Below are 25,474 nucleotides of genomic sequence, written 5' to 3'. Positions count from 1 at the left end.
AAGGGAGGAGAGCTTCCGGCATATATTTTCGAAAGTTCCCCTTTCTTACACATCGACTTAAAGCAGTGCTTAAGTCTTGTTCAGGGAATATAGGGGGGATTTAATTTTCCTTTATTACTTAACCCTGTGTTGCATCAATCAGTTTGGCACCCGTCATCGACTGCAATTCTTCAAATGACAGACCTTCAACTTTTTCAATCACTTTCATGCCTTCAACCGTGACATCAATCACACACAGGTCGGTATAGATGCGGTCTACACATTTCAGGCCAGTCGCAGGATAAGTCAGTTCAGCCACAATCTTCGGCTCGCCTTTTTTAGTCACATGATCGGTAGTGATAAAGACTTTCTTGGCACCGACGGCCAGATCCATCGCGCCACCGACTGCAGGAATTGCATCTGGTGCACCGGTATGCCAGTTGGCCAGATCACCATTTTCAGCCACTTGGAAAGCACCAAGTACCGCAATATCCAGATGACCTCCACGCATCATGGCGAAAGAATCGCCATGGTGGAAAAAGGCACCGCCGGTCAGCATGGTCACAAATTCTTTACCGGCATTGATCAGTTCAGGGTCTTCTTCACCTTTGGCAGGTGGCGGGCCAAAAGCCAGCAGGCCATTTTCAGAATGCAGGAAAACATCCTTGTCTGCAGGCAGATAACTGGCAATCTTGGTCGGCAGGCCAATACCAAGGTTGACATAGGCACCATCCGGAATGTCCTGGGCAACACGTTCAGCAATCTGGTCACGGGTCAGTTTGATATAGCTCATGATTTTGCTCCTGAATTACTGTGCCGGTTGTACTTGGACAACATGTTGGACAAAGATGCCCGGGGTGATGATGTGTTCCGGATCCAGCTCACCGAGTTCAACCACTTCAGCGACCTGGGCAATAGTCACATCTGCCGCCATAGCCATGATTGGACCGAAGTTACGCGCCGATTTACGATAGACCAGATTGCCCCAGCGATCACCTTTATGCGCTTTGATCAGAGCAAAGTCCGCTTTAATTGGATTTTCTAAAACGTAATCTTTACCTTCATAATTCAGGGTCGGTTTGCCTTCAGCCAGCAAGGTGCCAAAACCGGTAGGTGTGTAGATCGGACCAAGTCCCATACCTGCAGCCTGAATCCGGCAGGCCAGGTTACCTTGTGGTACCAGTTCCAGCTCGATCTTGCCGGCACGGTACAGCTCGTCAAAGACCCAGGAGTCTGACTGGCGCGGGAAAGAGCAGATGATTTTACGAACTGCACCGGTCTTCAGCAGTTTCGCCAGACCATAGTCACCGTTACCGGCATTGTTATTGACGATCACCAGATCTTTCACACCCAGCTCGATCAGGCCATCAATCAGTTCAGCAGGCTGACCTGCGGTACCAAAACCACCGATCATGATGGTTGATCCGTCTTTGATTTGTGAAAGTGCTTCAACCAGTGAAGCAGAACTTTTATCAATCATAATCTTTCCTTTACTGCCTATCACTCAGGCACGTTTTGAATCAGAAGCTAAATTGGTTTGCAGTGAAGATTTTTTCGGGCTAAGTACAAAGTGCGCCAGCAGGCCGATACAGATGCCCCAGAACACGGAACTCATGCCCAACAGACTCATGCCAGAAGCAGTAGCCAGAAAGGTAATCAGGGCAGATTCACGCTGGTTTTCGGTTTGCATGGCCACAGTCAGGTTGCTAGAAATCGCACCGAGCAAGGCCAAGCCGGCCAGTGCAGCAACCAGTTCTTTTGGAAACAGGCTAAACAGCAACACAATACTGCCGGCAAACAGGCCACCGAGGATGTAAAACAGGCCATTACAGATACCAGCGATATAGCGTTTGTCTTTGGCTTCATGTGCATCTGCACCCATACACAGGGCTGCAGTAATCGAACCAAGCACTGTAGTAATGGCACCAAAACAGGCAAAAATCAGTGAGGTGATACTGGCAGTGGTAATAATCGGTTTGGCTGGAACGTTATAACCGGACAGTTTTAATAAACTCATGCCTGGCAGGAACTGGCCCGAAAGGCTAACCAGAATCAGCGGGAGTGCCAGGTTCAGGGTAGAATTCCAGCTCCATTCCGGCTGGATGAATTGAGGAATGGCGATACTGAAATTCATAGTAACGGGCTGGAATTTGCCAAAGATCAAACTCAGGATCAGCCCCACACCGAGTACCCAGAGCATGGCATAACGCGGGTTAAAACGTTTCGCGATCAGGAACACCAGCAGCATGCTGGTCACGATGATGGGCATGTTTTCGGTAGCAGTAAAAAGCCCCAGACCAAAATTCACTAGAATCCCAGCCATCATCCCGGCAGCGACAGATTGTGGAATCAAAGCCAGTAATTTGTCGAAATAGCCGGTAACACCAATCACGAACAACACCACAGCTGTGGTGATATAGGCGGCAATGGCTTCATTCAGGGAAATTTCCGGAAACAGGGTCACCAGCAGGGCTGTTCCTGGTGCCGACCAGGCCATTACTACCGGTACCTTGAATTTCAATGACAGGTAAATGCTGGAAATAGCAGCAGCGATAGAAATGCCCCAGATCCATGAAATCATCATGGCTGGCGAGACTTGCGCCTGCTGGGCCGCCTGGAAGAAAATAATCAGGGGACCAGAATAGGAAATCAGCACGGCTAAAAATCCTGCCACCGTGGCTGAAATCGACCAGTCATCCTTCAGGGTTTGAAACAGGTGTGTCATTGCGGTTGCCTCCTTGCGGTCAATGAGCCTGTATGCAATCAGGTTTAACCCTGATCGCCGCCACCAACAGGAACTACAGTTCCAGTCATATACGATGCTTCATCTGAAGCGAGGAACAGAATGGCGTTGACCTGTTCCTGGATCGTGCCATAGCGTTTCATGTGGCTGCGGTCTTTGGTCTGGTCGACCACATCCTGCATCCAGCGTTCTTCCTGTTCGCTTAGCGGTTTAGCATTACGTGGAATCTTGCGTGGCGGTGCTTCGGTGCCACCTGTTGCCACCGCATTCACGCGGATACCATCTTTGGCATAGGCAAAGGCCAGGGAAGCGGTCAGCGCATTCACGCCACCTTTGGATGCTGAATACGGCGCACGATGGATCCCGCAGGTCGCAATCGAGGATACATTCACGATGGTGCCATGCTGCTGCTTGATCATTTGCGGTAGCACTGCACGGCAGCACCACATGGTTGGGAACAATGAACGGTTCACTTCCTTGACGATTTCTTCTTCAGAGAATTCTTCGAAAGGTTTCATCCAGATCGCACCGCCAACATTGTTGATCAACACATCAATACGCCCATAGGTCTCTAGTGCTTTAGCCATGACAGCTTCTGCACCGGCATAGGTTTCCAGATTGGCCTTGACGATGATGGCATCACCGCCAGCCGCTTCGATTTCTGCCAGGGTTTCCTGTACATAGTCCGAAATATCAGCCAATACTACTTGTGCGCCTTCAGCAGCAGCCTGGATAGCTACACCGCGACCAATGCCTTGGGCAGCACCGGTCACGATCACGACTTTATTTAAAAATCTTTGACGTTCTGTCATCTCGAAATATCCTCAATCAGTTCGCTGAGAATTTTTCAAACAGGAAGTTGGCTGGCTGGATGCCTTCTGCTGACAGCCAGTTACGTACGGCATCTACCATTGGTACCGGACCACACAGGTAGATATCGACATCGCCACCATTCAGCCATTCATTTTCAATATGACCAGTGACATAGCCTTTGCGCTCGTGGCTAGATTCAGGGCTAGCGACCACAGTACGGTATTCAAACCATGGCAGTTTGGCCTGCAGGGCATCTAGTTGTTCCAATGCCACCAGATCAAAGTCATTGGTCACACCAAAGACCAGGCGAACCGGATGTTCCGAACCTTTTTCTTCTAGAACTTGCAGCATAGACAGGAATGGGGCAATCCCGGTACCGCCTGCTAGCATCATCACTGGACGCACAACATTACGCAGGTAGAAGCTGCCAAATGGACCTGTAAACGTCATCTTGTCGCCAGCTTTGGCATTTTTACTGAGGAATTCACTCATTTTGCCGTTCGGCACATTGCGCACCACGAAACCGGTTAAACGGTTGCCCGGCTTGGAGCTGAATGAATAGGAGCGGGTTTCGTTAGTGCCTGGAATGCCGACATTGACATACTGACCGGCTAGGAAGTGAATGTCCGGTTGACTATCATCCAGCTGGATATCAAAAGTGATGGTCGATTCAGACAGGTTTTCGACACGTGCCAGCGTACCCTGGAACTGGTGAATTTCGGTTTTGCAGACATCAGAAGACGCCTGAATCTGGAACACTGCATCAGAAGTCGGACGGCATTGGCAAGCCAAAATGTAGCCTTGTTCCGCTTCTTCAGGGGTTAAAGCATCTTCAATATAAGTTTCTTCAGGCATGTCATAGCTGCCAGACTCACAAAATGCACGGCAAGTGCCACATGCGCCATCACGGCAATCTAGGGGAATATTGATTTTTTGGCGGTAAGCTGCATCCGAAAGCGTTTCACCTTGCGCAACAGAGATAAAACGGGTGACGCCATCTTCAAATTGAAGTGCAACATTATGGTTTGACATGGCTGAGTATCCTTAACAAATCTTTAAATCTGGGAGACCTCCAGCCAACATTCCATTGGGCTGGAGGGTTTTAGGCGATGGATAATTTAAATGTGGTAAATGTCGATCACCTGGTTGATGTAATCGTTTTTCAGCACCACGTATTTGCTTAAAATCTGTGGTTGTTCGCCTGAAAAATCGATTACATAACGCGACATACCAAAGTAGCTGTAGCTGGTTTTGTAACGGTAGCTCAGCGTGTTCCAGTTAAAACGGACAGTCACCTTGTTGCCATCACGCTCAACCACTTCGATATTGTTGACGTTGTGACAGGTACGGGTATCTGGCATGGTCGCTGAAGAACGTTCAGTCTTGATCCGGAACACGCGGTCTTCCAGGCCCTGACGATCCGGGTAATAAATCAGCGAGATTTCAGACTGTGGATCCTGGGTCAAAGTGTCATCATCATCCCAGGCTGGCATCCAGAAAGAAGCAGTTGGGGCATAGCAGGTTAGCCATTCATCCCATTGCTCATCGTCCAGCAAACGCGCTTCGCGGTACAGGAACTGGGAAATCTGTTCGATGCCTACCTGGTTCAAATTTGCTGGTGCGTTCATGCCACTTCTCCTTGTTGCTCAGCAGCTGCCAATTGTTTTTCCTTTGCAATTGCGTCTTTCATCATGTTCAGCCAGTGCTGGTGTTGTGCCAGATACAGGCCTTCATCTTCAGTTTTGATGCCGGACAGTTTTGGTTTCAGGCCGATTTCATTGGCTGCATCATCCGGACCCTGTACCCAGTGTTTGGCACCACGGCACATGTCATTCCATTCCAGTTCGATGCCGGCATAACCTGCCTGGCAGGCACGGAATTCTTCCAGATCGTCCGGAGTGGCCATACCTGAAGCATTGAAGAAGTCTTCATACTGGCGGATACGGCGTGCACGTGCTTCCGGTTCTTCACCGACAGGCGCGATACAGTAAATGGTCACTTCGGTTTTATTGACAGAAATTGGACGTAATACACGGATTTGCGAACCGAACTGATCCATCAAATAGACGTTTGGATACAGGCACAGGTTACGTGAACGTTCGATCATCCATTTCGACATGGCTTCACCGAATTTTTCGGTATATTCTGCTGCTTTTGGATAATTTGGACGGTCTTCTGGATTCGCCCACTGCGTCCAGAGCAGCATGTGGCCATTTTCAAAGCCGTATGAACCACCGCCTTGTTTACCCCATGAACCCGCACTCATGGCACGGATGTTGTCACCGGCCTGTTTTTCTTTACGTTGCTGGGTGGTTGCAGCGTAGTTCCAGTGTACGGCAGAGACGTGATAACCATCGGCGCCATTTTCAGCGGTCAGTTTCCAGTTACCTTCATAGGTATAGGTTGAAGAACCGCGCAGCACTTCCAGACCTTGTTCAGACTGACCCACGATCATGTCGATGATTTTGGTGGTTTCACCCAGGTATTCTTGCAATGGCAATACGTCTGGATTCAGGCTGCCGAACAGGAAGCCTTTGTAGTTTTCAAAACGTGCCACTTTTTTCAGGTCATGCGAACCTTCTTTGTTAAAGCAGTCTGAATAGCCGGCATCCACCGGATCTTTTACTTTCAGCAGTTTGCCGGAGTTGTTGAAGGTCCAGCCATGGAATGGGCAAGTATAGGTTGCCTTGTTGCCGCGTTTGTTACGGCACAGTTGTGCACCGCGGTGCGAGCAGGCATTGATCATGGCATTCAGCTCGCCATTGCGGTTACGTGCAATGATGATCGGCTGACGGCCAATATAAGTGGTGTAGTAATCGTTATTATTTGGAATTTGGCTTTCGTGTGCCAGGTAAACCCAGTTACCTTCGAAAATATATTTCATTTCAAGGTCAAACAGGGCCTGATCTGTAAATACAGAGCGATGTAACTTAAATTCGCCTGTTTCAAAGTTGTCTACAAGTAATTCATCAATACGATCAAGATGGCTGGTATTAATTACTGGAATACGTGGCATGTCCGTTCTCCGACTTTCCAAATTTTTTGAGAAGCTTCTGAGTGGTGGCATTCCTGCGACCACTCATACGCTCCGGGTATTAAGCGCTTGCGCGGCGGCGTTCTACTTCAGTAGAAGGTGCAGCTTCAGTTTCTTTCACAAGTTCGATGTTGAACTGGATGTGTTTGAATGGCTTGTCTACACCACGACGCGCGATTTCAGCTTCGTCAGTTACATCTACAGCAGTTGCAACAAGACCTTCACGGGTTGCGAATGCGAAGTCATCCCACAGGTATTGGTCACCTTCGATGTTGAACTGGGTGGTCAGTTTGCGATAACCCGGTGCAGAGACGAAGTAATGCACGTGAGAAGGGCGGTTACCATGACGGCCTAACTTGTTCAGTAGTGCTTGAGTGGTACCTTCTGGCGGGCAGCCATAACCGACTGGCATCGTCGTTTGCGCAACATAACGGCCATCTTGGTCAGTGAAGATGGTGCGACGCAGGTTAAAGTCAGATTGTGATTTGTCGAAGAATGAGTAGTTACCCAAGCTGTTTGCATGCCAAACTTCAACTTTGGCACCTTCGATGATGTTGCCATCAGTATCAGTCACGATGCCTTCGATAAACAGGGTATCAACCTTGTCTGATTCAGAGCCGTCATCCATACGCGCAAAGCCAACAGATTCAGGTGCACCTGCGACGTATAAAGGACCTTCGATGGTACGTGGCGTACCGCCAGTAATACCTGCTTTGGCATCTTTTTCATCTGCACGTAAGTCAAGGAAATGTTCTAGGCCTAAACCGGCAGCCAGTAGACCAAGTTCGTTGGCTTGACCCGCATCAGTCAGGTATTCCAGACCTTTCCATACTTCTGATTGAGACAGATCCAGGTCTTCAATTGCCTGGAACAGGTCGGCTACAAGGCGTACGATTACTTGTTGAACGCGTTCATCCACTGGACCAGTTGCAGTGTCCACGTTCATTTTTTTCACTAGAGCATCGATTTCTTGACGGTTCATACTATAACTCCTTAAGTATGTTTGTTTTTTGGTGGCTGGTGTTTCAAATCTGCTTTGAAACGTGGCTGCCACAGTCCTTGTTTGATTTACCCTCTGAATGAATTCAGATTTGGCTGACCCGGAATGCTCCAGGTCTGAGCCACAGTGGATCAGGTATCATCCTCACGGATGGAAGATGGGTGACGGTTGAGTGCCATCACTTCAATATTCATGTATGGATACAGTGGTAAGCCCTGCAGAATGTTGTGCAACTCTTCATTGCTTTCCACATCAAAAATACTGATGTTTGAATACTGACCGGTGATGCGCCAAATGTGACGCCACTTGCCTTGTTGCTGTAGTTCTTGCGAATATGCTTTTTCTACAGCCTTAATTTCATTTGCCTTTTCAGCTGGCATATCCAGCGGGATATTTACATCCATACGTACATGAAACAGCATGTCTCACTCCTTGATCCGTTTGCTTATTTACGGCGTAAGTTATCAATCTTGTCTTCGTCCATCTGGATCCCCAGACCGGCACCTTGTGGCAGGTGTAATGCAAAGTCACGGTATTGCAGCGGGGTTTTCAGAATTTCTTCAGTCAGCAGCAGCGGGCCAAACAGTTCGGTACCAAAGGCCAGGTTTTCAAAGGTCGAGAACAGATGTGCCGAAGCAATCGTACCGATTGCACCTTCCAGCATGGTGCCGCCATAAAGATCGATCCCTGCCAGGTTGGCGATCGTTGCAACATCACGACCTTCCAATAGGCCACCAGACTGGGCCACTTTCACTGCAAATACGGACGCTGCATTGGTTTTCGCCAGCTTATAAGCGGTGCTTGGACCCATCAGCGATTCATCAGCCATAATGGCAATGTCAAAACGGCGAGTCAGGCGCTGCATGGCATCAATATTGTCAATCGCACATGGCTGTTCGATCAGATCTACACCACCGGCTTGCAGCAGACTGATACCTTTGATTGCATCCAGTTCTGACCAGGCACGGTTCACATCGACGCGGATGGAAACTTCATTACCGAGTGCTTTTTTAATTGCCAGAACGTGTTCTACATCCGCTTCAACTGCACGAGAACCGATTTTCAGTTTGAAGAAGTTATGGCGTTTGGCTGCCAGCATTTTCTGTGCTTCAGCGATGTCTTTTTCAGTATCACCAGAGGCCAATACCCACAGCACCGGTACGCTGTCACGCAGACGGCCACCGAGCAGTTCAGAAAGTGGCAGGCCTAATCGTTGTGCCTGAATGTCCAATAGAGCAGTCTGGATTGCGCATTTGGCAAAGCGGTTGCCATTGATGTTCTTTTTCAGAACCTGCATGGTCTGCGCAACATTTTGTACATGGAGTGACTTCAACAATGGGCTGAAGTAGGTATCAATATTGGTTTTGATGCTTTCCGGACTTTCTTCACCATAGCCCAGGCCACCAATGGTGGTGGCTTCACCCCAGCCAATAAACCCGTCCTGGGTTTCAATTCTGATCAGCACCAATGTCTGAGTTTGCATTGTCGCCACTGCCATCTTGTGAGGGCGAATGGTTGGGATCTCGACAAGCAACGTTTCTATTGATTTGTACATTTCCACTCTATGCATTCTTGCTTTGTGTATCTGATGTGAGATACCTTAAAAGAATCATAAATGGCTGTCGAAGACCATTTTTGCATTTTAATATATTTAAAAGGTATATATGTCATGGAGCTTAGACATTTAAGGTATTTCGTTGCAGTGGTCGAAGAGCAAAGTTTTACTAAAGCTGCAGAAAGACTTTTTATTGCCCAGCCACCATTAAGTCGTCAGATCCAGAACCTCGAATCCGAGCTTGGAATTTCATTATTTGAGCGGGGCAGCCGACCGTTAAAAACCACCCAAGCTGGACATTTCTTCTATCAGCATGCGGTCAAAATTCTGGCCAATGCGGAAGAAGTGAAGTCCATGACCAAGCGGATTGGTATGGTCGAACGTACTGTGACCATGGGATTTGTCGGTTCTTTGCTGTACGGATTGCTCTCCCGAATCGTCTATTTATATCGACAGCAACAGCCGCATTTGAAAATAGAACTGGTTGAAATGACTACTATGGAACAGGTTAAGGCATTGAAAGAAGGGAGAATTGATGTCGGCTTTGGTCGTTTGCGTATTTCCGATCCGGCATTGAAGCGGATGCTGTTACGTGAAGAGCGTCTGGTGCTCGGTGCACATGCTAGCCATCCTTTGTCAGCTCTCAAGGATGGTGTGTATCTGGCTGATATTGTCGATGAAAAAATATTTCTCTATCCGAACCATACGACGCCAAGCTTTGCAACACAGGTACAAGGTTTGTTCGCAGAATACAATCTGGAACCGCAACATGTCCGGATTGTTCGTGAAATCCAGCTGGCTTTAGGACTGGTTGCTGCGGGTGAAGGGGTATGTATTGTGCCGGAAAGTGCGCGCTCAATTCAGTTAGCTCATCTTAACTATATCCCGATTCTGGATGAGAGTGCCGTTACCCCGATTTTCCTGACCATGCGTAATATGGATGAGAGTGAAGACATTATGTCTTTATTCGATTGTATTTACCAAGTATATGATTTAGAAGCAATTCGTTATGATAGAAATAGTTTCTAAGCTCTATTAAGTCGCTTAGCCCTTCCAGGTTTTAGACCTAAGTCTAATGCCTGGGCTAAATACATCTACTACTGCCTGCAAAAGAGATAGCATCAGCTACGAATTAGGTTCACCTCCCAAGTTTTTAGATCAAAAATGATTTGATTCTGCTCTCTAAAACCTTCCCATCATTGCGAATCTTTATAATCTGGCATTTAACCTTTCAGGTCTGATTCCAGTCTGATTTGGGAGACTATTTGTGCTGCTTTTGACAGAATACTGTGTTTTTTCGAGTGAAAAAATCCCGCTGAAAGACAGATTTGACCTGCAATAAACTTTGAAGGTATAGATATAGATATATTCGGTTTTGGACATTTTTTCGGCCGTAATGCATTGTTGGCGCATACATTGGAATGTTGCATTAGCAGGAGGCAAAAATGGAAGCAACCAAAGTCAATATCAATACCCTGATTGATGAAGCAAAATTTACTCCTTTCCATTGGGGCGTACTGCTCTGGTGTCTGATCATTATTATTTTTGACGGTTATGACCTGGTCATTTATGGGGTGGCTTTGCCACTATTGATGCAGGAATGGGCGCTGAGTGCCGTGCAGGCTGGGATGCTGGCCAGTACTGCGCTCTTTGGCATGATGTTTGGTGCCATGAGCTTCGGTACCTTGTCGGATAAAATCGGCCGTAAAAAAACCATCATGCTGTGTGTGGCGATTTTTAGCGGTTTTACTTTTTTAGGACCTTTCGCTAGCTCTCCAGTTGAGTTCGGTATTCTGCGTTTTCTGGCTGGTCTGGGCATTGGCGGGGTAATGCCAAACGTAGTGGCACTAATGACAGAATATGCGCCAAAGCGTATTCGCAGCACCTTGGTCGCGTTGATGTTTAGTGGTTATGCCATTGGTGGTATGACTTCAGCACTGTTAGGTGCCTGGTTAGTGCCACAGTTTGGCTGGAAAATCATGTTCTACATCGCGGGTATTCCATTCGTGGCTTTACCGTTGATCTGGAAATTCCTGCCTGAATCACTGATGTACCTGACGGTTAAGAATCAGACCGCACAGGCACGTGGCATCATTAAAAAAATTTCACCTGCACAAGACGTGACTGAAAATACCCAGTTTGTCCTGAAAGAAGTGAAAAAAGGCGATGAAGCACCGCTGAAAGCCTTGTTCCAGAAAGGTCGTACCTTCAGTACGTTTATGTTCTGGATTGCTTTCTTTATGTGCCTGTTGATGGTGTATGCGCTAGGTAGCTGGTTGCCAAAACTGATGATTCAGGCCGGTTATTCACTTGGTGCCAGCATGATCTTCCTGTTTGCCCTGAATATTGGCGGTATGGTCGGTGCCATTGGTGGGGGTTATCTGGCAGATAAATTCCATATCAAAAAAGTGCTAACCATTATGTTCCTGTGCGGTGCATCTGCCTTGATTCTGCTTGGTTTTAACAGCCCGCAGTTTGTACTGTATACCCTGATTGCCATTGCCGGTGCAGCAACCATTGGTTCACAAATCCTGCTGTATACCTTTGTTGCGCAATATTACCCATCGACTGTGCGTTCTACCGGTATGGGCTGGGCATCAGGCATTGGTCGAATCGGGGCCATTGTAGGACCAGTATTAACAGGTGCATTGCTGACTATGGAACTGCCACACCAAATGAACTTCTTCGCCATTGCCATTCCTGGTGTGATCGCTGCACTGGCTATTTTCCTGGTGAATCTGAAAGCCTCTGTGGATGGTGAAATCCAGACGGAAACGCGAGTTTCAGCTACACCTGTCACTGAATAAAAACTTCTACAAGACTCAATCAACCCATTTTAAAAATGCCTGAGATAGCCATGATTGGCTATCTCTCAGGAGCGCTTTAACTTTAAAAAGTGAGATTAGGATGATCAGCTTTAAACCAAATTTTAAATTAAGCCTGTTAGCCGCGGCTGTTGCAGTTTCTATGCCAGCATTTGCCAATACTACCCAGCAAGCAGAAATCGACAGCCTGCGTCAGGAAGTTCAGGCCCTTCGTGCGCTGATTGAACAACAGCAAGTACAACAAACGCAAACTTCACAAGCTGTAGCAAAGATTCAGGAAAAATCACCTGTAGCGCCTGCAACATCAGTGGCAACCTCTACAGGTACAACATTTAAAGTCTATGGCAATGTCCGTCTGGACGCGTCTTATCAATCTGAAGGCAGTGCAGCAGATCGGTTATATAACAACATTAATAAAGTACCGCTGGAAGGAAATGGTGAAGCTAGTGAACGTTTTAAATCAACCTTAGCCGCAACCCGTTTAGGTATGGATGTGAAAAGCCAGCTGAATGGACAAGATGTTGGAGGAAAAATTGAAGTCGATTTCCTCGGCGGGGCCAATTTTGATAATTTGCGGATTCGCCATGCCTATATGAATTATGGCAACTGGCTGATTGGCCAAACATGGTCTAATTTCGCCGTACCGGATTATATGCCAGAAACCATTGATGCCTTGGGCTATGTTGGTGGTGCAGTCACCCGTACACCTCAGCTGCGCTATACGCAGAATCTCGGCGCTGATACGTCGTTAGTGCTGGCAGCTGAAGACCCGAAGGATAAAATCTCTAATACTCGTATTCCAGCAGTCACTGCACGTCTGAATCATCAAATTAATGAAGATGGGCGTATCAGTCTGCGTGCCTTAGCTAATGAAAAAAGAACCGATGCTGATGAAAGCATGGCTTGGGGGCTAGGACTTGGTCTGCAATACAAATTTGCACCAAGTACGACCTTGAAAGCAGATTATTATCACGTCAAAGGCGATAGCAGCTTTGTGTTTTGGACCAATCCGGGCATCAGTAAAAATGCCGCGGGTGAGATACTGGATGAAAATGAGTTTGACTCCATTACCGTGGGTTTAACCCAGCAATTTAATGAACAGTGGCGTGGCACACTGGGTTATGGCTATATGAAATCCGATGTCAGCGACCGTTATAAAACTGGTGCCGGGTTAAATCTGTTAGAAGTGAACAAAGAACTCTGGCAAGGCTGGGCCAACATTTTCTATAGTCCAACTAAACCTTTAAGCTTTGGCTTGGAATATGTTTATGGAGAGCGTGAAGCTGTTGTGAAAGCAGCAAATGGTAGCAATACAGGTGAAGACAACCGTATTAATGCCGTGGCGATCTATAGCTTCTAAAAGAACATTCATTATGTTAATAAAAAAGCGTGAACTCGGTTCACGCTTTTTTATGGGTTTCAATTTGCTGCACGATCTGATCCACCGCGGCTGCCAGTTTGTCATTCCAGTCAAAAGAACAGTTCAGACGAATAAAGTTCTGTGCTTGATGTTTGGGCCTGAACAGGAGACTTGGGGCAATGGAAATGTTCTGTGCCAACAGGTCAGTATACAGCTGCTGAGAATCCATACCTTCAGGTAGTTCCACCCACAGGAAGTAACCCGTCGGGTAATAGTGAATCTTACAGTCTGCTGGCAGTCGAGCTTTCAGTTCCTGATAAAAGCGTTTCTTGTTCTGGTCCAGTGCACGGCGCAGGCTACGCAGATGCTTTTCATAATGATGGTGCGCGACAAAATCTACCAAGGCATTTTGCAGAAGTGGGCTAACGGTGAGTGTACTCATCAGCTGTACATGCTGAATGGCATTGGAATAGGGACCAGCAAAAACCCAACCGACCCGGGCACCCATACCCAAAGTCTTGGAAAATGAACCGCAGTGCAGCACCAGATGCTGCTGGTCAAAGTATTTCACGGATACCGGTTTTTCCTTACCAAAATTCAGTTCCTGATAGACATCATCCTCAATCAGATGCACCTGATATTTAGCCAGTAACCGAGCAATTTGTTCTTTGATCTCTGCTGATACGGTATAACCAATTGGATTTTGTGCATTTAGCATCAACCAACAGACTTTAATTGGATACTGTTTTAAGGCTTTTTCAAAAGCTTTCAGATCAAAACCAGATTCAGGGTGATCAGGTAGGGTAATCACATTCAACCCTAAACGTTCCGCTGCCTGCCAGGCGCCATAAAACACGGTTTCCTGTAGCAGGATAAAGTCACCTGGCTGAGTCAGGGCTTGTAGGGATAAATTCAGGGAATCTAAAGCACCGGATGTAATGACAATGTCATCTGAATGGCATGATATGCCTTGCAACTGATAGCGTCCGGCAATGATCTGGCGCAGTTCCAAATTACCTGGTGGCATATTCGGATGATTCAGATAACTGTTTTTACGTTTGGCATGCTGGGACAGCAACTGCATAAATTTGCTGTTAAATAGCAGTTCCGGATTGGGAAATGCCGATCCCAACGGCACAATATCCGGTGCCTGGGTATCTTTTAGGTAATTAAATACTACCGAATTGATCTGTATTTTTTCTTGTGCCGCTGGTGCTTCTTTCTGGGAAATTTCCAGCTCGGCACGTTCTGCAATGTAATAACCGGATTTATCTTTGGCATATAGCCAGCCTTGTGCTTCAAGCTCCTGATAAGCATTCAGTACCGTCATCAGGCTATAGCCGGAAAGTTCGGATTGTTCGCGTAAGGAAGGGAGTTTGTCATGCGCTTTCCAGATGCCTTCTTCAATCATCTGGCGAATGCTGTGCGCAAGCTTTTCAAATTTGTACATGCATCAAGAAAAAGATAAAAATAGAAATTTATCTGCATATATAACATATTTAGTCGGATTAAATATAACAGTTTGGCCAGTTATACAGTATCTGTTATATTTTTTTAGATCGCTTTTGTATCTACATTTTTTGAATGTGTTCATAGACACTAGAGACAGTCCCAAATCCATTGGCAGGTGAGCAGATGACTCCAGACGAAGAAAAGAAAGCACCGAAATATGCGGACAGCAGCATTTCTGATGAAGCTTTTAAAAAGATGATTATTTGGTTCGCGATTTATGCAGGACTGTTCTGTCTGGGCGTCGCCTTTGTGGTCAATGCCGATAACCTATTCTTCTCAGGCATCAAATAATTCAAAATCCCGGTTCCATGCCGGGATTTTTATTTCTATGCTTATTGCACCATAAAAATTCAGAATTCTCCTTTCTCATCGCATCCGTGGGTGGCTTTGTTTTTGTCACATTTTGCTACTTGATTTCGCCTTTTTCCTTGCTAGATTCAAACATGTGATGAGTTTATGAAGCGCCACTGATTGGCCTGCGGCTCATGTACCAATAACAATGATTTAAACAATACCTAAAACAGTAAATGGATGTATAACAAGGATAAAAAAGGAGCAGACCATGCTTGGAAATATGATGTTTCAGCCGCTACTCATCAGCAATATGATTGAACATGCAGGACGTTATCATGCTGATACTGCAGTCATTTCTAAGAATACCGATCTCAGTATGACTCATACCACCTGGGGTGAAATCCGCAGCAATGCCAAACGCTTTGCCAATGTGCTGAATCAGTTTGGTCTGGAACATGGTGACCGCGTTGCAACGATTGCATGGAATAACCATCGCCATCTGGAATCCTGGTACGCGATTTCAGGAGGTGGTTTTGTCTGCCATACCATCAATCCACGTCTATTCCCGGAACAGTTGGTGTTTATTATTAATGATGCTGCAGACCGGGTGATTTTATTTGATAAAACTTTCGCGCCACTTATCAAAGCGGTAAAACCGATGCTGAGTACTGTGGAACATTTTATCTGTTTGGATGCCCGGGACGGGGCTATCGTAGATGCTATTCCCGAGGTCAAATTCTATGATGAGTTGATTGTTGATCAATCCGACGTTTTCGACTGGCCTGTGTTAAATGAAAATGCGGCAAGTTCACTGTGTTATACCTCTGGAACCACGGGTCATCCCAAAGGCGTGCTGTATAGCCATCGTTCGACTACTTTGCACAGTTTTGCCATCAGCCTGCCGGATTCCTTAAATGTCTCTGCACGTGACATCATGTTACCGGTAGTGCCAATGTTCCATGTCAATGCCTGGGGAACGCCGTATGCTGCTGCTATGGTGGGATGTACTTTGGTACTGCCAGGTCCAGGTCTGGATGGTGCTAGTCTGGTGAATCTGATTGATACTTATCAAGTGTCTGTTGCACTTGGTGTACCAACGATCTGGCAGGGCCTGATTGCCGCTGCGCAGCAGTCTTGCTCTCGACTGGAAAGCCTGAAACGGAATGTGGTGGGTGGTTCAGCCTGTCCGCCTTCCATGCTCAAAGTCTTTAAAGAACAGTTTGACTGCGAAACCATCCATGCTTGGGGCATGACTGAAACCAGTCCGCTGGGTTCTGCCAATCAGCTGAAGCCGAAGCATCTTGACTTGAGTGAAGAAGAGCAGCTACAAATCCGCTTATCTCAAGGCCGTCCGCCATTTGGGGTTGATCTGCGTCTGACGGATGGTGAAAATGGCATCCATGAAATTGAGCGGGATGGCGAAACTACGGGGAACTTGCAGATTCGTGGTCACTGGATCATCAATAATTACTTTGGCAAGGAAGAATCGGCACTGACCATAGATGGCTGGTTTGATACTGGTGACATAGCAACCCTAGATCAGGACGGTTTTATGACCATTTCAGATCGGGCCAAAGACCTGATCAAGTCGGGCGGTGAATGGATTTCTTCGGTTGAGCTGGAAAATCTGGCCATGGGCCATCCGGATATTGCCATGGCAGCCGTCATTGCCGCGCAGCATACAAAATGGGACGAACGCCCGGTGTTGATCGCTGTGAAAAAGCCGGAAAGCCAGCTAACGGAACAGGATCTGCTGAATTACTATGCCCACAAAGTGGCCAAATGGCAGATTCCAGACAAGGTGATTTTTGTTGATGCGATTCCACTTAGTGGTACGGGTAAGATGCTGAAAAAAGATCTGCGTGAACAATTTGGTACAGTATTGCTGGATCAGGAAGAGGCTTTGACGCCAGAAGTTGAATAAGTTTCTCTCCACCCCAAAAGCTGGTTGTATGCTTGCAGCCAGCTCCTTTTTTATTTTTCACATTTTTTTCACATATTAACCAACTGTTTTCTTCGATGTTCGGTGCACTTTGTCGGCCATACAATTGGCATAAAATGACAACTCACATTACATTCTGAAACATTGGATGCATCTTAAACCACTCTTTTTGTCTAACAAAACACACTATTTTGGCTAAATTACACATGATTTGGCCTACATTGATATGGTTTGATTCTGAAAAGCCTATATTCTGAACGCATAATAAATAGACAGATGTACATTAATTCAAATTCTGTCGTGATGCGAGGTAATAAAAATGACAAGCATGCAAAGCTACAAGCCTCATTGGATTAGAGAAGATTTTATTGATTTTATCGCTGAAAAAGTGCATCCAACTTGGGCGCTAAAAAAAGTCAAAGCGGAAGTCATCAATATCCAGCTGATTGGCGATGATTTTTATAAAATCCAGCTACGTCCAAATTTTAACTTTCAGGCGAAGTCATTCCAGCCAGGCCAGCATGTGGCGGTGATCGTCCGTCTGGATGGAGTCTTGCATCAGCGTCACTATTCCATTGTAACCATTCTGAAAAATGGTGACGTCATTATTGCAGTCAAACAGCAGGGTAAAGTTTCCCGTGCGATTACCTCACTACAGTTAGGTGCAGTAGTGGAATTGTCGCAGCCACAGGGTGAATTTATCTTGCTGAATTCGCCAAAACCGGTTCTGTTTTTGGCTTCAGGTAGTGGTATTACTGCAATCTATTCATTATTGCAAAAAGCTGTGGTGCAGTTTAAGCATCCGATTGATCTGGTGTATTTCACCCGTGATGATGCCTTTCATGCCGAACTAAAAACCTTGGCATTGATGCATCCACATTTTAAATATCACCATTTCAACACGGTCGAACATAAGCAGCACCTGAGTGTACAGTTGCTAAACAAGATTGTACCGGATTATGAACAGTGTGAAATTTATGCCTGCGGCGCAGCGGGCATGATGAAAGCAGCGCAGCGTATTGCCAACAAATTGCGTGTGAAATCCAGTTTCCACTCGGAATATTTCCAGATCGTGGTGGATGAAAAGATCAAGGCACAACCGGTGCAGTTCCTGCGTTCACACCGTGAATTTGAAGCAACGTCAACGATTTTAGAAAGTGCAGAACAGGCAGGCTTACGTCCGGCAAATGGCTGCCGTATGGGCATCTGTAATACCTGTTCCTGTACCAAGGTCAGTGGCTCAGTCAAAAACATCCTGACCGGCGAAATTGATCACGAAAACAATACTCCGATTAAGTTGTGTATCTCACAGGCAGTAAGCCCTGTGGTGATTAATCTTTAAACCGTATAGAAAAATAAGAAGGTACTCCCATATGAACATGCAAATTGATCTGAAGCGGCACAGTAAATCTCAATATTTAACACCAGAACAAATCGAAGAGTTTGGTGCCAAAGTCGATGCGATCCGTCGTGAAGTGATGGACAACCTCGGTGAAAAAGATGCCGAATATATTTATAAAATCCGTAATTTTGTGCGCTATAGCGAAATTGCTTCCCGTGGCATGCTGATGGTAGCGGGATGGTTACCGCCGGTTTGGCTAGTTGGTACTGGTCTGCTGGGTATTTCCAAAATTGTGGAAAATATGGAACTGGGTCATAACGTGATGCACGGCCAGTTTGACTGGATGAATGATCCGACCCTGAACGGCACTACCTATGACTGGGACACCATTGCCACTGGGGATGACTGGAAATATACGCATAACTATATCCACCATACCTATACCAATATTGTCGGTATGGATCACGATGTGGGTTATGGCCTGATCCGTGTCAGTGAATCTCAGCCGTGGGAACTGCGTTTTATCTGGAATATTCCACTAGCGATCCAGTTAATGGTGTTCTTTGAATGGTATGTGGGTGTACAACGTCTGCATTTGGAAGATGTGATTGCTTATAAGACCAAAACCTGGAAAGAAGTATGGCAAGAGGCAGCACCGCTGCGCAAGAAAATGCGCCGTCAGGTTTTAAAAGATTATGTCTTCTTCCCGCTGATCGCAGGTCCAAATGCCATTCCGGTATTTGCCGGCAATGCCGTGGCGAACGTAATCCGTAGTCTGTGGGCTTCAGCGGTGATCTTTAATGGTCATTTCACAGAAGATGCTGAAACCTTTGAAATGGATAACACCGACAATGAAACTCGTGCAGAGTGGTATCTGCGCCAGATTCGCGGTTCGAGTAACTTTAGCGGTACCGAATGGCTGCATATCCTGAGCGGTAACTTAAGCCATCAGATCGAGCATCACCTATTCCCGGATATGCCAGCGAACCGCTATGCCGAAGTGGCGCCGAAAATTAAAGCGCTTTGCGCTGAATATGGCATTCACTATAACGAAGCCAGCTTTATGAAGCAGTTCTCGACTGTATGGGTACGTCTGGCGAAATGTTCATTGCCAAATGAATGGAATGACCAGATCGCGGAAAAAGTACAAGGTGTGAAATCAGTATTTAAGGGATTAAAAGCAAAACTGTTTGCTTAAAACGAGTTTCTTTCTAACATCAAGCGCTGATGTTTCTTGCCAGTTTGGTACTCCTCAATATCTTTGGATGGGTTATTGAGGATTTTTTTTTTGCCTGTATTTTTTATGTCTCTAAAGCAAGCTTTAGCTAGCAATATCGTTAGCTTCAGACCTTCTCTTAAATTGCTGAAAATCTCATATTTTGTTCGATAAAAATAAAGATTGCTTAGAAATAGTAATTAATTACGCTTATTTTATGGATGAAATATGGAGATATTTTTCAAAAAATCACCAAAGAAAAACGGACACCATACGGCTGAAACGCTTTGCCTACACGCTGTGGGTACACTTGAATAGTGTAGTTTCTATAATTGAGCGCGTTGTAAAGCTCAAGGTCCTTAATTTTGAAATATCTTAAATATTTTTCAGGAATCTCCTTATTAGTGCTGTTAACTGCTTGTAACCCTACTAAAGCACCAGCACCGGATTATCAAGGCACCTGGAAAAATACTCTGGAAGATCCAAAGCTAGAAAATATTCTGGTGATTAGCAAAAATGGTGAAAATTACTTCATCACTAATACCTTAAAAGTGAAAGAAACAGGTAAAACTGATAAGAAAAATCCAATGCCAGCAGCAGTGGATGAGAACGGTTTCCTGCAGGTGAATACCGGTGCAGGTGAAGTCGACTTTGCCATCGACGAAAAAACTGGCAACCTTGTAGGTTCAGGCTCGATCTACAAAAAAGCCAAATAATGCTCTAATCTAATCACTCTAGAGATAACACACCAAGATGTCATGAAACGGGAATCATTCATGGCATCTTTTTTATTGCGTCAAATTAATTTACAGAAACCATGTTTTATTCGTCACATATAAGCGTGATGATGAAGTCATCAAGATATGCTTAATGTTTAAGCTGAAGAGTCAAGCAATCAAATACGGTTTTATGCTCTAACTTTCTCTACCAACCTTAAATAGCTCATAGAAAATCCAATAAGATCTGATCCAATGTACATCCAAATAAAACCGTGATTTCAAATTGCTTCTTAAAACAGCTAAATATTTAAGCCATATCTTCATGCACAGTCTTCATACAAGGAAAGCAATATGTCTATTTATAACGCGCCCCTTAAAGACATGGAGTTTATTTTAAATGATGTGTTTAAGGCTGATGAATTCTGGCAGGGCAATGAAAATCTCGCGCATCTGGACATGTCCACCGCCAATGCCATTCTGGAAGAAATGGCGAAGTTTTCTAAAAATGTCATCCTGGACCTGAACCGTTCCAGTGATGAGGAAGGCGGTGTCCATTTTAATAATGGTGAAGTAACAACACCGAAAGGTTTTAAAGAGGCATTTACACAGTTTGCTGAAGGTGGTTGGGTAGGGCTTGGCGCACCTGAAGAATGGGGCGGTCAGGGCATGCCAAAAATGCTGACCGTGCTGGCAGATGAAATGATCTGGAGTACCAATCCCTCTTTTATGCTCTATCCGCTGTTGACGGTGGGTGCAGGAATGGCCCTCAATGACCGTGCCTCACAAGAACAAAAACAGACTTATTTACCAAAATTCTATACAGGTGAATGGTCTGGCACCATGTGTCTAACCGAGCCACATGCCGGAACCGATCTTGGGATGATTAAAACCAAGGCCGAACCCAACGACGACAGTTCCTACAGCATTACAGGAACTAAAATCTTTATTACCAGCGGTGAACATGACCTATGTGAAAACATCATTCACCTGGTTCTGGCAAAAACACCGAATGCACCCGCCGGTTCACGTGGTATTTCCATGTTTATCGTGCCGAAATTTTTGGTCAATGCAGATGGTTCAATTGGTGAACGGAATGCAGTAGCCGCAGGTTCGGTTGAGCACAAAATGGGGATCAAGGGCTCTGCGACTTGTGTCATGAATTTTGATGGTGCGAAAGGTTATCTGGTCGGTAATGAAAATGAAGGGCTGGCTGCCATGTTCGTAATGATGAATTACGAACGTTTATCCATGGGAATCCAGGGCATTGGTGCAGCGGAATTTGCTTACCAGAATGCTGCAGAATATGCGACCAACCGCCTACAAGGTCGTTCTGCATCCGGTACCAAATCTCCAGAAAAGCCGGCAGATTCGATTTTGGTGCATGGTGACGTGCGTCGTATGTTGCTGAATGCACGTGCCAATAACGAAGCATCACGAGCCTTTGCCGTCTATGTGGGGCAACAGCTCGACATAACTAAATACTCCACCGATGCTGAGGCGGTGCGTAAAGCGACTGACCGCGTTGCCTTGCTCATCCCAGTAGCCAAAGCCTATCTGACTGATAAAGCGCTGGATTCATGTCTGGAAGCACAAATGGTGTTTGGCGGGCATGGCTATATTCGTGAATGGGGCATGGAGCAGTGTATTCGTGACCTGCGTATTTCCCAGATTTACGAAGGAACTAATGGTGTACAGGCGCAAGATCTGATCGGTCGTAAGACCATCAAATGTGGCGGCGCTTATATTGCCGAATATATCGCTGAAATCCGTGAGTTTGCGCAAGGCATGGATGATGCGTTATCCATTAAAGCGACAGTTTTAGATGTCTGCCAGCAGGTCGAAGATATTAGCCAATTTATTCTTGAACAGGCAAAACAATCCCCGGACTTTAGTAATGCGGTTGCGGTGGATTATTTACATGCAGTTGGCTTGCTGAGCTTTGTGTATATGTATGCCCGGATCAGTCAGGCAGCTCAGGCGAAAGAAGAAAGCTTCTTTCAAAATAAACTGATTTTGGCGCAGTACTACGTTAGCAAAGTTTTACCGGATCTGGTTGCACGACTACAGCGTATTCAAGCCGGCGCTGATCTGATGATGCAGTTACCGGAAGAATACTTCACTGCACAATCTTAAAGGTGCTTAAACAAAGCTGGAAATGGCAGAGGGTAAAACCTAGGCTCAACCACAAAAGTTATAAATTAGGATGCAAAAGATGACAGTAATTCTAAATGGTGTTCGTACCGCAATGGGCAGTTTCCACGGTTCGCTCTCTGCACTTACGGCACCAGATTTAGGTGCAGCAACCATTAAAGAAGCTGTGGCACGTGCTGGTTTACAACCGAACGATATTGATGAGGTGATTTTTGGCTGCGTCCTGCCCGCGGGTTTAAAGCAGGCTCCGGCTCGCCAGGCCATGCGTCAGGCAGGTTTACCGGATACTACAGGTGCAACCACAGTCAATAAAATCTGTGGTTCTGGCATGAAAGCTGTCATGCAGGCAGCGGACGCGATCACAGCCGGTTCAGCAGAAATTGTGGTGGCTGGCGGTATGGAATCCATGAGTAATGCACCCTATATCTTGGACAAGGCGCGTGCGGGTCATCGTATGGGGCATGGCAAAATCACCGACCATATGCTTCAGGAAGGCCTTGAAGATGCGGAAACCGGACTTTCGATGGGTGCTCTGGCACAGGAAATGGCAGACAAGAAAGGCTATACCCGTGAACAGCAGGATGCTTTTGCCATAAATTCACTGAATAAGGCGCTAAACGCAATTAATCAAGGCTATTTTCAGGAAGAAATTGTGCCGGTTACAGTATCCACCCGTAAAGGCGACACCATTGTGGATACGGATGAACAACCTTTAAGCGCAAAACCTGAAAAAATTCCCAGCTTACGTCCAGCCTTTAAAAAAGACGGTACCATTACCGCCGCTAATGCCAGTTCCATCTCAGATGGGGCATCAGCACTTGTTCTCACTTCCGAAGAAATTGCGGCAGATCGGGGCCTCAAACCATGGGCGAAAATAGTGGCTTATGCCGCCAACTCGCGTCATCCTTCTGAATTTACCATTGCGCCGGTTGGCGCGATTGAAAAAGTCCTGAAAAAAGCCGGTTGGGATGCAGCAGAAGTTGATCTTTGGGAAATTAATGAAGCTTTTGCGATGGTGACGATGGCGGCGATTGATGCCTTTCAACTTGATCCGGCAAAAGTAAATATCAATGGCGGTGCCTGTGCATTGGGCCATCCATTGGGTTCTTCAGGCTCACGCATCATTGTGACCTTATTACATGCCTTAAAACGTACCGGTGGTAAAAAAGGGATTGCTGCTTTATGTATTGGTGGAGGTGAAGCCACTGCCATTGCAGTTGAACTGATCTAAGGCTTTCTTAATGGAGTAATTAATTTAGAACGGGAATGCATTATTCATAAAAGCCACTTTTTCAGTACGCTGGGAAGGTAGCAACAAAAAAAGTTTATTTTTGAGATTCTGATTATGAATGGTTTAGATCGCATCCGCTGTGTCGCTCTCCAAGACAAAGTGATGTCTGCTGAGCAGGCGATTGAATTGATTCAAGACGGTGCTGTCGTGGGTTTAAGTGGCTTTGGCGGTGCAGGTGAGGCGAAAACTGTACCGCTCGCTTTGGCTGATCATGCCAAAGCACATCCGCTAAAAATCACCTTGGCCACAGGTGCAAGCCTGGGTAATCAGATTGATGGCCGACTCAATGAAGCGCATGCGATCGAACGCCGTTATCCTTATCAGGCGGATCCAGACTTGCGCAAGTCAATCAATGCTGGTGAAGTGATGTATATCGACCAGCATCTTTCTGAAATGGCGGATCATATCCGGCATCACAACCTGCCGCCGATCAATGTAGCGATTATTGCAGCCACAGCCATTACTGAAGATGGGGAGATTATTCCGACTGGTTCATGCGGCAACTCGGCCAACTTTGTGGAAATGGCAGAGCAGGTGATTGTGGAAATTGATAACAGCATCAATCCGATTCTCGAAGGCGTACATGATATTTATGTGCCTAAAGCTCGCCCAAACCGTTCACCTATTCCGATCATTCATGCCGGTGACCGGATTGGTACTGGCGGTATTCAGGTCAATCCGGAAAAAATTGCTGCCATTGTGCTAAATGACATTCCGGATACCTCTTTCCATATGGATGAACCGGATGATGATACTTTGGCGATTGCTCGACACCTGATTCAGTTTTTTGAGGGAGAAGTAGCAGCAGGGCGTTTGCCACAACATCTCGGACCACTTCAATCCGGGGTAGGCTCGATTGCTAATGCAGTATTTTCCGGATTTGAACACTCCAATTTTCATCACCTGGAAATGTATTCCGAAGTGTTGCAGGACTGTACTTTTAAGCTGATCGACGCTGGTAAAATGACTTTTGCTTCAGGCTGTTCCATGACTCTATCAGATTCGTGTGCAAAACATGTCATGAAGAATTTTGAGCAATACAAAGACCGAATTGTGCTGCGTCCGCAAGAAATATCCAATAATCCTGAAATTATTCGTCGTCTTGGGGTGATTGCGATTAATACTGCACTTGAGTTCGATATTTATGGCAACGTCAATTCAACCCATGTCACCGGTACCAAAATGATGAACGGCATTGGCGGTTCAGGCGACTATACCCGGAATGCACATATTGCGATTTTCGTGAGCAAATCTGTAGCCAAAGGCGGGGCGATTTCTTCTGTAGTGCCAATGGTCAGTCATGTTGATCATACCGGACATGATATTGATGTGCTGGTCACTGAAAATGGCCTGGCAGACTTACGTGGCTTGGCTCCGCGTGAACGCGCCCGCAAAATGATCGATATCTGTGCTCATCCCGATTATCGAGATGCCCTGAATGATTACTTTGAACGTGCCTGTGCCCGTGGTGGACAAACGCCACATCTGTTGGAAGAGGCGTTGTCTTGGCATGCAAACTTTGAAAAAACGGGCAGCATGCATAAAACGACATAATATGAAACAAATTCGAAAATCTTGTTAATTAGGTTTGCTCTATAAAAGAGCCTACCAATGCTCTAAGCTAAAGATTCCAGAGATAATATCCCGATGCTATGAATGCCTCGTATTCATGGCATCTTTTTATCCCTTTAGCCGTAA

General features: G+C 46.1%; 22 protein-coding genes. 11 read left to right on the top strand and 11 right to left on the bottom strand.

The window, feature by feature from the left end; genetic code table 11:
- Positions 1-118: 118 nt before the first annotated feature.
- The 10 genes from GW12_RS12890 to GW12_RS12845 form a co-directional block, all read right to left on the bottom strand.
- A complete protein-coding gene (locus GW12_RS12890; RefSeq protein ID WP_034588199.1) occupies positions 119-772 on the bottom strand; it encodes a 3-oxoacid CoA-transferase subunit B in 654 nt (217 codons plus the stop codon).
- A gap of 15 nt (positions 773-787) precedes the next feature.
- The gene (locus tag GW12_RS12885) at positions 788-1,459 is read right to left on the bottom strand and encodes a 3-oxoacid CoA-transferase subunit A (protein ID WP_034588196.1); all 672 of its coding nucleotides are present in this window, start codon (positions 1,457-1,459) and stop codon (positions 788-790) included.
- A gap of 24 nt (positions 1,460-1,483) precedes the next feature.
- On the bottom strand, positions 1,484-2,704 hold the full coding sequence (gene benE, locus GW12_RS12880; protein WP_034588193.1) for a benzoate/H(+) symporter BenE: 1,221 nt from the start codon (positions 2,702-2,704) through the stop codon (positions 1,484-1,486).
- A gap of 44 nt (positions 2,705-2,748) precedes the next feature.
- Positions 2,749-3,534, bottom strand: coding sequence for a benzoate diol dehydrogenase BenD (gene benD, locus GW12_RS12875; protein WP_034588191.1), 786 nt, complete (start codon positions 3,532-3,534; stop codon positions 2,749-2,751).
- A gap of 16 nt (positions 3,535-3,550) precedes the next feature.
- Positions 3,551-4,567, bottom strand: a complete 1,017-nt coding sequence (benC, locus tag GW12_RS12870) for a benzoate 1,2-dioxygenase electron transfer component BenC (RefSeq protein WP_034588189.1) — start codon at positions 4,565-4,567, stop codon at positions 3,551-3,553.
- An 86-nt stretch (positions 4,568-4,653) separates the two neighbouring features.
- On the bottom strand, positions 4,654-5,163 hold the full coding sequence (gene benB, locus GW12_RS12865; RefSeq protein WP_034588188.1) for a benzoate 1,2-dioxygenase small subunit: 510 nt from the start codon (positions 5,161-5,163) through the stop codon (positions 4,654-4,656).
- Positions 5,160-6,551, bottom strand: a complete 1,392-nt coding sequence (gene benA / locus GW12_RS12860; RefSeq protein ID WP_034588186.1) for a benzoate 1,2-dioxygenase large subunit — start codon at positions 6,549-6,551, stop codon at positions 5,160-5,162. The genes benB and benA overlap by 4 nt, the downstream gene beginning before the upstream one ends.
- Positions 6,552-6,630: 79 nt before the next feature.
- The gene (catA, locus tag GW12_RS12855; protein ID WP_034588183.1) at positions 6,631-7,551 is read right to left on the bottom strand and encodes a catechol 1,2-dioxygenase; all 921 of its coding nucleotides are present in this window, start codon (positions 7,549-7,551) and stop codon (positions 6,631-6,633) included.
- 149 nt (positions 7,552-7,700) lie between these two features.
- Entirely contained in the window at positions 7,701-7,991 is a 291-nt protein-coding gene (catC, locus tag GW12_RS12850; protein ID WP_034588180.1) for a muconolactone Delta-isomerase, read from the bottom strand.
- Positions 7,992-8,014: 23 nt separating this feature from the next.
- On the bottom strand, positions 8,015-9,124 hold the full coding sequence (locus tag GW12_RS12845) for a muconate/chloromuconate family cycloisomerase (protein WP_034588177.1): 1,110 nt from the start codon (positions 9,122-9,124) through the stop codon (positions 8,015-8,017).
- Positions 9,125-9,238: 114 nt separating this feature from the next.
- On the opposite strand from GW12_RS12845, the gene GW12_RS12840 reads away from it, so the two are divergent.
- From GW12_RS12840 to GW12_RS12830, 3 genes are all read left to right on the top strand, one after another.
- A complete protein-coding gene (locus tag GW12_RS12840) occupies positions 9,239-10,153 on the top strand; it encodes a LysR family transcriptional regulator (RefSeq protein ID WP_034588174.1) in 915 nt (304 codons plus the stop codon).
- A 416-nt stretch (positions 10,154-10,569) separates the two neighbouring features.
- Positions 10,570-11,931 (top strand): MFS transporter, encoded by a 1,362-nt coding sequence (locus GW12_RS12835; protein ID WP_034588171.1) that lies wholly within the window; start codon positions 10,570-10,572, stop codon positions 11,929-11,931.
- A gap of 100 nt (positions 11,932-12,031) precedes the next feature.
- Complete coding sequence (locus tag GW12_RS12830) at positions 12,032-13,309, top strand: DcaP family trimeric outer membrane transporter (RefSeq protein ID WP_034588168.1); 1,278 nt, start codon at positions 12,032-12,034, stop codon at positions 13,307-13,309.
- Between the two features lie 40 nt (positions 13,310-13,349).
- Here the strand turns inward: GW12_RS12830 and GW12_RS12825 are convergent, their stop codons facing one another.
- The gene (locus tag GW12_RS12825) at positions 13,350-14,759 is read right to left on the bottom strand and encodes a PLP-dependent aminotransferase family protein (RefSeq protein ID WP_034588166.1); all 1,410 of its coding nucleotides are present in this window, start codon (positions 14,757-14,759) and stop codon (positions 13,350-13,352) included.
- 185 nt (positions 14,760-14,944) lie between these two features.
- On the opposite strand from GW12_RS12825, the gene GW12_RS15900 reads away from it, so the two are divergent.
- The 8 genes from GW12_RS15900 to GW12_RS12790 all read left to right on the top strand — a co-directional run bounded on the left by GW12_RS15900 (position 14,945) and on the right by GW12_RS12790 (position 25,330).
- The gene (locus tag GW12_RS15900) at positions 14,945-15,112 is read left to right on the top strand and encodes a hypothetical protein (RefSeq protein WP_171077714.1); all 168 of its coding nucleotides are present in this window, start codon (positions 14,945-14,947) and stop codon (positions 15,110-15,112) included.
- 271 nt (positions 15,113-15,383) lie between these two features.
- The gene (locus tag GW12_RS12820) at positions 15,384-17,039 is read left to right on the top strand and encodes a long-chain-fatty-acid--CoA ligase (protein ID WP_034588164.1); all 1,656 of its coding nucleotides are present in this window, start codon (positions 15,384-15,386) and stop codon (positions 17,037-17,039) included.
- Between the two features lie 337 nt (positions 17,040-17,376).
- A complete protein-coding gene (locus GW12_RS12815) occupies positions 17,377-18,399 on the top strand; it encodes a ferredoxin reductase (RefSeq protein WP_034588162.1) in 1,023 nt (340 codons plus the stop codon).
- A 31-nt stretch (positions 18,400-18,430) separates the two neighbouring features.
- Positions 18,431-19,597 carry an acyl-CoA desaturase gene (locus GW12_RS12810; protein WP_034588159.1) on the top strand — a complete coding sequence of 389 codons (1,167 nt, stop codon included), beginning with the start codon at positions 18,431-18,433 and terminating at the stop codon, positions 19,595-19,597.
- Between the two features lie 383 nt (positions 19,598-19,980).
- Entirely contained in the window at positions 19,981-20,331 is a 351-nt protein-coding gene (locus GW12_RS12805; protein WP_034588156.1) for a hypothetical protein, read from the top strand.
- 354 nt (positions 20,332-20,685) lie between these two features.
- Positions 20,686-22,467: an acyl-CoA dehydrogenase C-terminal domain-containing protein gene (locus GW12_RS12800; protein ID WP_034588155.1), complete on the top strand. Its 1,782-nt coding sequence runs from the start codon at positions 20,686-20,688 to the stop codon at positions 22,465-22,467.
- Positions 22,468-22,546: 79 nt separating this feature from the next.
- Positions 22,547-23,716: a thiolase family protein gene (locus GW12_RS12795; protein WP_034588154.1), complete on the top strand. Its 1,170-nt coding sequence runs from the start codon at positions 22,547-22,549 to the stop codon at positions 23,714-23,716.
- Positions 23,717-23,830: 114 nt separating this feature from the next.
- Positions 23,831-25,330 (top strand): acetyl-CoA hydrolase/transferase family protein, encoded by a 1,500-nt coding sequence (locus tag GW12_RS12790; RefSeq protein ID WP_171077713.1) that lies wholly within the window; start codon positions 23,831-23,833, stop codon positions 25,328-25,330.
- Positions 25,331-25,474: the final 144 nt, after the last annotated feature.

Origin of the sequence: Acinetobacter sp. HR7 (genome assembly GCF_000773685.1) — a bacterium.
Taxonomy (GTDB): Bacteria; Pseudomonadota; Gammaproteobacteria; order Pseudomonadales; family Moraxellaceae; genus Acinetobacter; species Acinetobacter thermotolerans.
This window is presented reverse-complemented; position numbering and strand designations above follow the sequence as displayed.